The sequence below is a fragment of the Streptantibioticus cattleyicolor NRRL 8057 = DSM 46488 genome (genome assembly GCF_000240165.1).
GTDB lineage: Bacteria > Actinomycetota > Actinomycetes > Streptomycetales > Streptomycetaceae > Streptantibioticus > Streptantibioticus cattleyicolor.
This window is the reverse complement of record NC_017585.1, coordinates 1476030-1487997: the sequence shown is the minus strand read 5'-3', so window position 1 is coordinate 1487997 and position 11968 is coordinate 1476030. Positions and strand designations below refer to the sequence as shown.

The window sequence follows — 11968 nt, the reverse complement described above, 5'->3', positions numbered from 1 at the left end:
TCGTGAGGGACGCGTCACAGCGGGATGTTGCCGTGCGTTCCGCGGCGGGCGGGCAGGTCGTGGAGGGCTTGGGCGAGGCGGCGCCGGGTGTCGGCGGGGGCCACCACCTCGTCCACCGCGCCGAGCGACAGCGCCCGGTCGAGGCCGCCCGCGTTGCGCCGCTGCTCCTCGACCAGGCGGCTGCGCAGTGCGGGCAGTTCTTCCGCGTCGGCGGCGGCGAGGGCGCGGCGGTGGAGGACGTCGACGGCGGCCTCGGCGCCCATCACCGCGACCTCGGCGTCCGGCCAGGCGAAGACGGCGTCGCCGCCGAGCGGACGGGAGTTCATGGCCAGGTACGCGCCGCCGTACGACTTGCGGGTGATCAACGTGATCCGGGGCACCACCGCCTCGGAGAACGCGTACAGCAGCTTGGCGCCGCGGCGCACCACACCGCCCCATTCCTGGCCCACCCCGGGCAGGTAGCCGGGCACGTCGACGACGACGAGCAGGGGCACGCCGAGGCAGTCGCAGGTGCGCACGAACCGGGCCGCCTTCTCCGCCGACAGCGAGTCGAGGCAACCGCCCTTGTACAACGGGTTGTTGGCCACCACGCCGATCGAGCGGCCGGCCAGCCGGCCCAGTCCCACCGCCATGTTGCGGCCCCAGCGCGGCTGGATCTGGAGGAACGTCCCCGGATCGAGCAGGGCGTCCAGCAGCGGCAGCACGTTGTAGGCGCGTCTGGACGAGCCGGGCAGCAGCGCGGCCGGGTCGCGGGCGTCACCGACCGCGCCGAGATCGACGGCGCCGGGCCGGGCGAGGTAGCCGGTCAGGGCCCGTGCCGTGCGGTAGGCGTCCGCCTCGGAGCCGGTGGTCAGATGGGCCACGCCCGAGCGGGGCCCGTGCGCCTCGGGTCCGCCGAGGCCGGCCATGTCGATGGTCTCGCCGGTGACGGCGCGGACCACGTCGGGGCCGGTGACGAAGACGCGCGCGGCGTCGGACATGACGATGAAGTCGGTGAGCGCCGGGCCGTAGGCGGCGGCGCCGGCGGCGGGGCCGACCACCACCGAGATCTGCGGCACCCGGCCGGAGGCGGCGGTCATCGCCCGGAACATGCGGCCGGCGCCGTCCATCGACTCCACCCCGTCGGCGAGCCGGGCGCCGCCGCAGTGCCACACCCCGACGACGGGCCGGTCGTGGTCGACGGCGAACCGGATCGCCTCGACGATGCGGTCCGCGCCGGCCGCCCCGAGCGCCCCGCCCATGGAGGTGGCGTCGGTGCAGAAGGCGACCACCTCGGCGCCGTCGACGCGGCCGGTCACCCGGGTCACCCCGCACCCGTCGGCGGGACCCGCGGAGGCCAGGGAGCCGGGGTCGAGCAGACCGGCCAACCGGCGGCGCGGGTCACGGAAATCGATGTCGTCCGAAGTGAGCGCGGAGCGGGCCGAGATCAAAGTCATCGCGAGTGCTTCTTCCGGTCACCGGCGAACAGGCCAATCGCAGAATAGGGAGACGACCGCACCACCCGTCAGCCCCTAACCCGTCCCCGCCCACCCCTAACCGGCTCGGCTCCGCCGGAAATCAATACAGCCGGGCCCGGCGGGTCCGCAAAACCCCTAACAATGGCGGGCGGAGCGGACAGGGGTATCTTCCGGCGGCCGTTGTTTCCTAATTTTGCCGGTGGCCCTCGTAGCGCCTCGGTTCGCGTGCACGCATTCACCGGTGCGCGCCGCCCGAAGGAGAAGTCACGACGAGTCCGGCGCGCTTCTCCGCCATTTCCTCAAGGAGCCCGATCGGTCCTACGGAACCGTCCGCGCGGAGCCCGTACCGCCTGCCCGCCGTCCGATCCTCCCCGAAGGGTGAGCATGCCCAATCCCGAACCGATCGACGTCATCGCCACGTCCGCGACGGACCGTCGCTCCGCGCGCCGGGCCGCGTTCCTCGCCCAGGACGGACTGGTGCTCGCCTGCGCCCTGGCCGCGCTGGACGGCGCCGGGGTGCTCGCCCGGATCCAGGACGAGGAGGCGATGCGCCGGCAGGTGGCCGCCTTGTCCGAGCCGGCGTTCGGCCGCCTGCGGGTGGTGTTGCGCGCGCTGGCCGCGCAGGGGTGGCTGACCGGCTCCATGGCCCACCGTGCCGACCGCCCGCCCCGGTGGACCGCGTCCGGCGCCGCGATGGCCGTCCACCGCGCGGACTACGTCGCCGTGGGCCGCTTCCTCACCGCGTTCGCCGAGGTGGCCGACGACGGCTGGGCGGGCGCGTGGCGGTCGGCGGTGCGGCGGTGGCCGGCGCTGCTGCCGCGGATGCTGGCGCGGTGGGGCACCGGCGGGCTGCCGCCGGACCGGGCCGACGCCGTCACCGCGCATCTGGACGGCGCGCTGCTGATCCCCGCGCTCCTCGCGGGCGCCCCCTCCCCCGAGGCGGAAGCGCTGCTGGACGTCGCCGGGGAGCGCTTCTCCCCCGCCGGGTTCGGTCTGGTCGGCTCCTATCTGCCGATGCTGGCCCGCCTCGGCGACCTGCTCGGCGGTGCCGCCGACGACCCGGCCCGGTACGTCGACCGCGCGCTCAACTCCCGTGCCCGGCACGCGGCGCACGAGCGGTACGACAAGGACCTGCTGACCGTCGTCCTCGACCTGTTCAACCGCCCGTGCCCCGAGGAGCAGCCCCGGTTCGTCGCCGAGGTCGGCTGCGGCGACGGCGGCCGGCTGAGCGCGATCCACCGGGCGATCCGCGACCGGACCGCGCGCGGCGCCTGCCTGGCCGCCCATCCGCTGGTGATGGTGGGTATCGACGCCGACCCCGCCGCGCTGAAGGCGGCACGCGCACGCCTGGACGAGGACGGCGTACCGGCCGTCCTCGTCCAGGGCACGGTCGACGACCCCGCCGCGATCGCCGCGGAGCTGGCCCGGCACGGGCTGGCGATGGACGAGGGGCTGCACGTGCGGGCCTTCGCCGACCAGGCCCGGCGGTTCCGGGGCACCGGCGCACCGGCTCCGGTGGGGGTGCCCGGGGCGGGCGACGGCGCGTACGTGGACGCCGACGGCCGGCCGCTCACCGACGAGGCGGTCGAACGCGACCTGGTCGAGCACCTGCGCCGCTGGGCGCCGTACGTCCGCCGGCACGGCCTGGTGGTGCTGGCGGCCCACACCGTCGCGCCCCAGGTGGCCCGGCGGTTCCCCGGCCGCGTGCAGAGCGTCGCGTACGACACCTGCCACGCCCTGTCCCACCAGTATCCGGTCGGCCACGACCGCTGGTTGCAGTGCTGCCGCGCGGCCGGGCTGGAGACGGTGCCGTACGCCGGCCACCGCTACCCGGCGGGGCGGCCGTTCGTCGCCGTCAGCCTCAACCGCCTGCTGCCGGTGGCGGAACGCACCACCGCGCACGTGCCGGCCGTGCCGTGCCCCGCCGGGCGCGAGGCGTCCGGGGACGACGGACGGGGCCTGCACGAACTGCTCTTCGCCGGCGGTGACACCCGGCGCCCGCGCCCGTGGGCGGCCGACCCCACCGGCTGGATCGTCGCCCAGGCGCTGCGCACCATCGAACGGCGGATCGCCACCGGCGGCGCCGGGCAGACCATCCGTGTCCTCGACTACGGCGCGGGCACCGGGCTCGGCGCCATCGAACTGCTCAAGGCGCTCACCGAGCGGCGCACCGACCGGCTCGTCAGCGACGCCGGCATGCGGCTCGAACTCCACCTCGCCGACATCCGCACCGCCTGGTTCGACCAGGGCGAGCGGCTGCTCGGCGCCCACCCGTGGACCCGCTTCCACGAACTGCGCGGCCCCGACGGCGCGTTCCGCACGATGGCCGAGATCATGGCCGGGGACCGGGTGGACGTGGTGCTGGCCAGCATGGTCTTCCACCTCATCCCGCCCCGGGCGCTCACCAGGGTCGCCGCCGACCTGGCCGGTCTGATCAACCCCGGCGGCACGCTGCTGTGGAACGCGCCGGACATCGCCCCGGCCGGCCCGGAGGCGTACCTGTTCCACGACGCCAACCGGGCGATCCGGCACAGCGTGCTCACCGCGCCGGTCGACGGCCAACTGCCGCCCGGGGTGCGGGACGCGGTGGCCCGGGCACGTGCCGCCCGCTCCCCCGAGACCGACCAGCGCGCCGGACGGCGGATCCTGCCCGCCCCCAACCGGGCCGACACCCTCACCGGGATCTTCGACGCCCACTTCACCGGCAACGTCCACCAGCAGGACTTCGAGATCCTCCCGGACGAACTCCTCGACACCCTCCTGGTGCCCTCCAACGCCGAGGAGTACTTCCCCGAACTGCCGGACCGGGCCGACCGCGAGGCCGTGGTGCGCGCCTTCCACGCGCGCGTCGTGCCCTCCTTGCGGGAACGCCCCGGGGGCACCGCCACCGGGCTCAGCCTGAAGTGGACGTTCGGCAAGCACTCGCCGAGGGAGACGCCCGGGGGCGCCGCATGCTCGTAGCGGTCGGGTTGGTCAAGTGTTACGGACGGATCCGGGCGCTCGACGGCTTCGACCTGGAGGTGGGGGCCGGGGAGGTCACCGGCCTGATCGGACACAACGGCGCCGGGAAGACGACGTTCGTCGAGGTGGTGACCCAACTGGTCCGGCCGGACGCCGGGGAGCTGCGGATCTGCGGCAGCGACGCGCTGCGCGGCCCGCGTTCGGTACGGGAGATGGTCGGCGTGTGCCCGCAGGAGATCTCGCTGTACCGCACCGCCACGGTCCGCGACAACCTGCGGCTGTTCGGGGCCCTCGCCGGGCTGCGCCGGGCCGCCCGCCACGAGGCGATCCGGCGGCTGGCCACCGAGCTGATGCTGGAAAGCGTGCTGGACCGGCCGGTCGGCCTCATCTCCGGCGGCCAGCAGCGACGGGCGCAGGCGGCCAGCGCCATGATCGGCAACCCTCCGCTGCTGCTGCTCGACGAGCCCACCGCGGGCGCCGACCCGCAGACCCGGGCCGCGTTGCTGCGCAGTGTGCGGGCGCGTGCCGAAGCCGGCGCGGCGGTCGTCTACACCACGCACTACCTGCCCGAACTGACCGATCTGGCGGCCACGTTGGCCGTGGTTCGGCGCGGTCGCGTGGTGGCCCGGGGCGAGCAGTCGAGCCTGTTGCACGGGTTGCCGAGCACCGTACGGCTGCGGTTCGACACCTCACGCCCCGCGCGGTTGCCGCCGGAGCTGGCGCGGCGGGCCGTGCGGGAGAACGACGAGTGGCACCTGACCAGCCTCGATCCCCCCGCCGATCTGGCGGCGCTGGTGGCGGCGGGGTGCAGCCCCACGTTCGTGGACGTCGACCGCCCGGGGCTCGACCATCTCTTCGAAGCGCTCGGCGCGCCGCCGGCCGGGAACCACCAGGAGGAGGCCCGCGATGCGGGGTGAGGAGTGTTTCATCCGGGCCTCGGCGCTCGTCCGGCACAACACGATGCTGCTGCTGCGTGAGCCGGGTCCGCTGGTCAGCCGGCTGGTGCTGCCGCTCGGCTTCGTGGTGCTGATGCGTCCGCTGTACGTGACCGCCTACGGGGAGGCCTCCGGCCGGGCCCGGGTGGTCACCGGCGGCCTGGTGATGTTCTCGCTGCTGGCGTTGAGCGTCGTGGGCAACGCGATCTTCTCCGAGCGGCTGTGGCACACCTGGAACCGGCTGCGTGCCTCGCCCGCGCGCCCGTTGGAGGTGCTGGTGGGCAAGTCGGTGCCGGTGCTCGGGGCGCTCGCCTGCCAGCAGGTGGTCGTCCTGCTGTTCGGTGTGGCCCTGCTGCATCTGCGGGTGCTCTCGCCGGCCACGCTCTGCGTGACGGTGCTGTGCTGGTCGCTGGCGCTGCTCGGGCTCGGTGCCGCGCTGGGGGTGGTGGCGCGCAGTCTGGCGCAGATGTCCGCGGCGTACGACATCGGCGGGATCCTGCTCAGCGCGCTGGCCGGGGTGATGGTGCCGCTGAGCACGATGCCCGGCTGGGTGCGTCCGCTGGCGCCGATCTCGCCGGGCTACTGGGCGTTGCGGGCGTTCAACGGCGCGCTGGACGGCGACACCTCGGACACGGTGGCGGCCTGCGCGGTGCTGCTGGCCGTCGCGGTGGCGGGGGCGGCCGTGGTGTACGCCCGGCTGCTCGGCGGTGCGGGACGGGCCGCCGAACTGTGAGGTGCCGCCCGCCCGTTCACCCCGCGCGGTCCGTCAGCTCGCGCCATCCGGCGGCCGTCAGGGCGTGCGGCGGCACCCCCGTCCCGGCCAGCGCCGGCCACGCGGCCGGACGGACCAGCAGCACCCCGGCGGCCAGGGCCGGCGGCAGCCGGGACAGCGGATCGGCCCAGGGGGTCAACTCCTCGGCGCTGCGCGCGTACCAGCCGCGCCGGGCCGCCGCCCGGGCCAGTTCGGCCGCCACGCCCCGGCGGCCCCGCCCGTCGGCTGCGGCCCCCAGCACGGCGAGCAGCAGCGCGTGGGTACGGACCCCCGCGGCGCCGGTGACGAGGTCGCCGACGGGCCGCCCGGTGGAGACGTCCAGCCAGCGTTCGACGAGCGCGGCCCCCGCGAGGTGGGCGTTGACCGGCTCGACCAGCCGGGGGTTGAGGTCGATGTAGTGCGCCACCCGTGCCTCGCCGACGAGCACGGCGTCCGCGGAGAGCGGCCCGTGCCAGCGCAGCGTCCGGCCGAGCGCGGCCAGGTCCCGTTCAACGTCCGGCAGGCGCACCGACTCCTTGGCCGCGGCGCCGCCCTGGAAACCGTCCCGGCGACGCACCACCACGTGCGCGCCGACCGGCCGGCCCCGGTCGAAGACGGCCGAGACCATGGCGACCGGCCCGGCCAGGGCGCGCTGGAGCACCACCCGGCCGTCACCGGCGAACACCTCCGGCAGCGCGGCCACCCGGCGCAGCTCGGCGGCGTCACCGACCCGCCACACCCCGCGGCTGGCGGTGGCCACCGGCAGCTTGACGTAACCGGGCAGCAGGTCGTCGCGGGCGGCCAGCTCACCGGGCGAGGTCACCACCGCGGTCTCGGGCCGGGCCAGCCCCGCCTCGTCGAGCAGGGCCACCGCCTCGGCCTTGTCCTGGGCCCTGCGTACGGCGGCGAACTCCGGTACCGCCAGCCCCGGGACGAGGGCGGCGAACCGTTCCCGGTGCGCCGAGAGCGCGCTCAGCTGCTCGTGGGTGGGGAGCACCACGTCGTACCCGCCACCGGCCAGCACCCCGGCGAGCGCGTCCAGCCAGCGCAACGGCCCGGCGTTGAACGGCGGCACCCGGTGGCGGCGCGCCACCCAGCGCGAGCCCCGGGTGAACGACATCCCGCCGGCGTCCAGTACGCCGACCCGGTGGCCGAGGTGGCCGAGGACGGTCAGCACCTCGCGGGCCGACGCGCTCGTCGTCTCGGTCAGCAGCACCCGGTGCGGCCCGCTCGGCTCACCCATCGTTCCTCCTCCCGTCCCGTGCGGCGTTTCCGCCGGCCGCCAGCACCGCGCCGCCGGCCAGCAGGAACGCCAGGATCGTGGTGCCCGCCAGCCGGTAGCTCCCGGTCCACTGGAGCACCAGCCCGAAGGCGGCCGGGCCGGCGAAGCCCAGGCACCGGTTGACCATCTCGAAGAGCGCGAACGCCTCACCGGCCTGCGCGGCGGGCACCAGGGCGGCGAAGACCGAACGGGAGAGCGCGTACACCCCGCCCAGCACCAGGCCCACCCCGAAGCCCACCGCGAGGAACGGCGGGAACCGCCCCGGCGGCAGCAGCCCGCCCGCGACCGCGACGCACACGAACAGCAGCACGTACCCGAGCAGCACGGGCCGGCCGCCGTGGCGTTCGGCGAGCCGTCCCGCGGCGACCGCGCCCGCGACCGCCGCGAACTGCACCAGCAGCACCGCCACCACGAGCTGGTCCTGCGGAATCCGCAACTGCTCGACGGCGTACGTGCCCACCAGCGACGTCATGCTCTGCACGCCGTTGTTGTACAGCAGGAACGCGGCGAGGAACCACAAGGCGGCCGGGCGGGCGCGCAGCCCCCGGGCCGCGGCGAGGGTACGCCGCGCCGGACGCGTGCCGCGCTCGCCGCTGGGTGTGCCGTGGCCGCGCAGCAGCCGGACGGCGATCAGCCCGAAGACCAGCCACCACACGCCGACGGCGAGCAGGTTGACCCGCACCGCCATGGTCTCGGAGACCCCGAGGCGGCGGCGGGCGGCGTAGACCGCGAGTCCGGCCGCGAGCAGCACCCCGGCGCCGAGGTATCCGGCGGCGACGGCCTGGGTGGAGACCCGGTCGCGGCGTCCGGGCGGGGCCAGCAGCGGCAGGTAGGCGTCGGCGACGGTCACCGACGCCCCCAGCGCGGTGGTGGCCACCACGAAGAGCACGCCGCCCAGCAGCCAGCCGCTGTCGCCGATCGCGAACATCCCCGCGGTGGCGAGCGCCCCGGCGGTGGAGAGCGTACCGAGCAGCACGCCGCGGTCGACGCGCGCCGCCAGCGCCGCCGCCGCGGGCAGCACCGCGAGCTGGAGGACGACCGCGAGCGCCACCAGGTACGGGTAGTAGGACTCGGGGCGCACGGCGATCCCGAACGGCCGGAGCCAGCCGTCCGGTCGCGCCGCGTGCCGTGCCACACCGGTCAGGTAGGGGCCGAGGAAGACGGCGGTGACCGAGGTGGTGAAGGCGGTGTGCGCCCAGTCGTAGACGTACCAGCCGGTCCTGGCGCGGCGCCCCGCGTACCGGCGTCGTCCGTCCGGGGCCGCGGTCTCGGGCGACGCCACAGGTGTGCCTCCGGTCGGGTCATCGGCGGGCGAACCGGCCCATCAGGGCGAGGAGTTCGGCGGGCCGGTCGTTGAGGTAGAAGTGGCCGCCGGGGTGGACGCGCACCTCGAACGGCCCGGTGGTCAGCGGTCGCCAGGCGTGCAGCGAGGCGACCGGGGCCCGCGGGTCGCGGTCGCCGCCGAACACGGTCAGCGGCGCGTCGATCGGCTCGTCCGCACGGCACCGGTAGGTCTCGTTGACCGCGAAGTCGGCCCGCAGCAGCACCTGGAGGCGTGCCATCAGTTCCGGTTCGGCGAGGATCTCCTCGGGGGTGCCGCCGATGACGCGCAGTTCGTCGATGAGGGCGTCGAGCGGCAGGTCGTGGATCGGGCGGTTGGGTTCGGGGAGGTACGGTGCCGCGCGGCCGGAGACGAAGACGTGGGCGGGGGGTGTGCGCCCCTCGGCCTGGAGCCGGCGGGCCAGTTCGAAGGCGACGACGGCGCCCATGCTGTGCCCGAAGAGGGCGTAGTCGCCGGTGAAGACGTCGCCGATCGCGTCGAGCAAGGCGTCCACGAGCGCCGGGGCGCCGGCGTGGGGCGGCTCGGCGAAGCGTTCGGCGCGGCCGGGCGGTTGCAGCGGGCAGACCCGTACGCCGTCGGGGGCGAGGGCGCGCCAGCCGGCGTAGGAGGCGGCGCCCGCCCCGGCGTTGGCCAGGCAGAACAGGGTGCGGTCGCCGGGGTCGGGCGGCCCGTACGGCAGCCAGGGGCTGCCCCGGCGGGCCCCGGCGGGGGTGTCGGTCGTCATCGCGGGCGGGTTCCCTTTCGAGCGGAGTCAGGCGATGTCGAGGGTCAGGTAGGCGGGCGGCGGCTGGATCTCGTCCAGCCGGGACTCCAGCACGATCCGGTCGCCGTCGCGCTGGGCCTCGGTGAAGCCGGCGAACGCGTAGGTGACGTACATGACGCGGTTGCGTCCGGTCTCCACGAAGTCGGCGCGCAGCGTGGCGCCGTCCGCCTTGGCCAGGCCCATGACGTGGTTGAGCAGCACGGTGCCGACGCCGCGGGACATGACCCGGCAGGACATCAGCATCATCCGCAGGTGCCAGGCGGGCCTGCCCTTCTCGACCAGGGCCAGGCCGATGGTGCCGTAGCTGCCGTACTTGTCGGTGAGGCCGGCCACCAGCAGCAGGTGGTCGTCGGAGCGGCGCAGCGCGTCGAGTTCGTCGTAGGAGTAGGTGCGGCCGGTGGCGTTGAGCTGGTTGGTGCGTACCGTCAGCTCCTCGGCGCGTTGCAGGTCGCCGGGGCGGGCGGGGGCGATGGTGAAGACCATGTCCAAGGTGGCGAGGAACTCCTCGCTGGTGCCGGTGTACTCCCGCTCGACCTGGTCGCGCTCGATGGCGCTGCGGTACATGGCGCGGCGGGTGCGGGACTCGTCGGTGACGAACCGGGGCCGGAACTCCTCGGTGCGCAGCGCGGTGTGGATGTCGGCGGCGTCGACGGTGAGGATCTGCGGGAGCGCGTGGGCCACCTCCTCGCGCTCGAACGGCTGGTCGTCGACGAACGCGATGGTGTCCAGGCCGATGTTGAGGGCCTTGGCGACCTCGGCCACCGAGGCGGACTTGGGGTTCCAGCCGATCTGCGGGTGCAGGAAGTAGTCGTCGAGTCCGGCCGCGCGCAGTCTGGCCATGGCCGCCTCGTGGTCGTTGCGGCTGGCGACGGAGTGCAGGATGCCCAGCCCGTCCAGGCGCCGGATCTCGGCGACCACCGCGGGGCGGACGGTGACCTCGCCGTCCTCCAGCAGGACGCCGTCCCACACGGTGTCGTCCAGGTCCCACACCACGCATTTGATCCTGCCGCGCCGGGGCGTGGTCCGCGGGGTGCGCCCGGCGGCCGTCTCCGTGCTCATGCTCGTGCCTCCTGGTATGCCACGTCGGCGATGGTGAGCTGCTGAAGTTCGGTGCTGCCCTCGATGACCTCGGCGACCCGGGCGTCGCGGTAGTAGCGCGCCACCGGGTAGTCGGGGCTGAACCCGTGGGCGCCGTGGATCTGCACGGCGTCCGCGGAGGCCGCGGTGGCGGCGGTGGACGTGTAGTACTTGGCGATCCAGCTGGCCATGATGGTGGCGGGGTCGTCGTCGTCCTTGAGGCGTCCGGCCTCGGCGCAGAGCAGCCGGCCGGCCCGGCCGGCGACCACCATGTCGCTGATCTTGCGGCGGATCAGCGGCAGTTCGGAGAGCTTGGCGCCGCGTACCCGGCGGCGCGCGGTGTAGGCCACGCAGGCGTCGAGGCAGGCGCGGACCACGCCGACGCTGCCGCTGGCGACGCTGAACCGGCCCAGGTCGAGCGCCCCGGTCATCACGGTGCCCGCGGCCCACCCCTCCGGGCCGATGAGCGCCTGCGCGTCCACGGGGACGCGGTCGAGGTCGATGCGGGCGAGCATGCTGCCGGGGGTGCCCATCATGCCGCCCAGCGGTGTGACGGTGACGCCCGGGGCGTCCGCCGGCACCAGGAACGCCGACATGGCGTCCTGGACGCGGGCGAAGACCAGCAGCACCCCGGCGACCTGGCCGCCGGTGATCCACGTCTTGGTGCCGGTGAGCCGCCAGCCGGTGCCGTCGGGTACGGCGACGGTGCCGGCCGCGTCGGCGGCGCTGCCGCTGTCCGGCTCGGACAGGCAGAAGGCGCCCAGCGGTTCACCCCGGGCCAGTAGCGGCAGCCACCGGGCGCGCTGTTCGTCGGTGCCCCAGCGCAGCACGGTGCCGGCGACCATGGTGTGGACGGTCAGCAGGCTGCGTACCGCGGAGCAGCCGCGGCCCACCTCCTCGTGGAGGCGGCCGACCTCGGTCCACGGCAGGGCGGCCCCGCCGTGCGCCTCGGGGAGGAACGGGGCCCACAGGCCCAGTTCGCAGATGCGGTCCAGCACGTCGCGGGGGATGCGTTCGGCCCGGTCCCACTCGCCGGCGTACGGCACGATCTCGTCGTCGACGAAGCTCCGTATCGCGGCGGGGACGCCGGCGGCCGGGTCGTGGTCGGTCGTCAGGCTCGACACGGCCGGCGCCTCAGCTCACGGTGGCACGGTCGCCGGCGGTGATCCGGGCGACCAGGTCGCCCATCCGCTCGACGGTGCGGAAGTTGTCGAGGCGTATCTCGTTGTTGGGCACCTTGGTGCCGAAGGTCTTCTCCACGAACATCACCAGTTCCATGGCGAAGAGCGAGTTGACGAAGCCGAGCGCGAAGATGTCGTCGTCGTCGGCGAGTTCGAGGTTCGGGAAGCGTGCCAGGATGAAGTCACGGACGGGTGCGCGGAAGTCGGTCATGGGACGTG

The 11968-nt window shown here is 74.9% G+C and carries 10 protein-coding genes; 3 read left to right on the top strand and 7 right to left on the bottom strand.

The window, feature by feature from the left end; genetic code table 11:
* Positions 1-14: 14 nt before the first annotated feature.
* Entirely contained in the window at positions 15-1436 is a 1422-nt protein-coding gene (locus SCATT_RS34200) for a carboxyl transferase domain-containing protein (protein ID WP_014150753.1), read from the bottom strand.
* A 405-nt stretch (positions 1437-1841) separates the two neighbouring features.
* Here SCATT_RS34200 and SCATT_RS34195 point away from each other — a divergent pair, with 405 nt between their 5' ends.
* From SCATT_RS34195 to SCATT_RS34185, 3 genes are read left to right on the top strand one after another with little or no spacing between them, the layout of a single operon-like run.
* Positions 1842-4418, top strand: a complete 2577-nt coding sequence (locus SCATT_RS34195; protein WP_014627075.1) for a class I SAM-dependent methyltransferase — start codon at positions 1842-1844, stop codon at positions 4416-4418.
* Positions 4409-5335: an ABC transporter ATP-binding protein gene (locus SCATT_RS34190; protein ID WP_014150757.1), complete on the top strand. Its 927-nt coding sequence runs from the start codon at positions 4409-4411 to the stop codon at positions 5333-5335. Before SCATT_RS34195 ends, SCATT_RS34190 begins: the two co-directional genes overlap by 10 nt.
* Positions 5325-6086 (top strand): ABC transporter permease, encoded by a 762-nt coding sequence (locus SCATT_RS34185; RefSeq protein WP_014150758.1) that lies wholly within the window; start codon positions 5325-5327, stop codon positions 6084-6086. The genes SCATT_RS34190 and SCATT_RS34185 overlap by 11 nt, the downstream gene beginning before the upstream one ends.
* Before the next feature lie 16 nt (positions 6087-6102).
* On the opposite strand, the gene SCATT_RS34180 is transcribed toward SCATT_RS34185, so the two are convergent.
* From SCATT_RS34180 to SCATT_RS34155, 6 genes are read right to left on the bottom strand one after another with little or no spacing between them, the layout of a single operon-like run.
* Positions 6103-7347 carry an ATP-grasp domain-containing protein gene (locus SCATT_RS34180; RefSeq protein ID WP_014150759.1) on the bottom strand — a complete coding sequence of 415 codons (1245 nt, stop codon included), beginning with the start codon at positions 7345-7347 and terminating at the stop codon, positions 6103-6105.
* Positions 7340-8668 carry an MFS transporter gene (locus tag SCATT_RS34175; RefSeq protein WP_014150760.1) on the bottom strand — a complete coding sequence of 443 codons (1329 nt, stop codon included), beginning with the start codon at positions 8666-8668 and terminating at the stop codon, positions 7340-7342. Before SCATT_RS34175 ends, SCATT_RS34180 begins: the two co-directional genes overlap by 8 nt.
* A gap of 19 nt (positions 8669-8687) precedes the next feature.
* Positions 8688-9452, bottom strand: a complete 765-nt coding sequence (locus SCATT_RS34170) for a thioesterase II family protein (RefSeq protein ID WP_014150761.1) — start codon at positions 9450-9452, stop codon at positions 8688-8690.
* 27 nt (positions 9453-9479) lie between these two features.
* Positions 9480-10550 carry an HAD-IIIC family phosphatase gene (locus tag SCATT_RS34165; RefSeq protein WP_014150762.1) on the bottom strand — a complete coding sequence of 357 codons (1071 nt, stop codon included), beginning with the start codon at positions 10548-10550 and terminating at the stop codon, positions 9480-9482.
* Positions 10547-11692: an acyl-CoA dehydrogenase family protein gene (locus tag SCATT_RS34160; protein WP_014150763.1), complete on the bottom strand. Its 1146-nt coding sequence runs from the start codon at positions 11690-11692 to the stop codon at positions 10547-10549. Before SCATT_RS34160 ends, SCATT_RS34165 begins: the two co-directional genes overlap by 4 nt.
* 10 nt (positions 11693-11702) lie before the next feature.
* The gene (locus SCATT_RS34155; RefSeq protein ID WP_014150764.1) at positions 11703-11960 is read right to left on the bottom strand and encodes an acyl carrier protein; all 258 of its coding nucleotides are present in this window, start codon (positions 11958-11960) and stop codon (positions 11703-11705) included.
* Between the last annotated feature and the right edge of the window lie 8 nt (positions 11961-11968).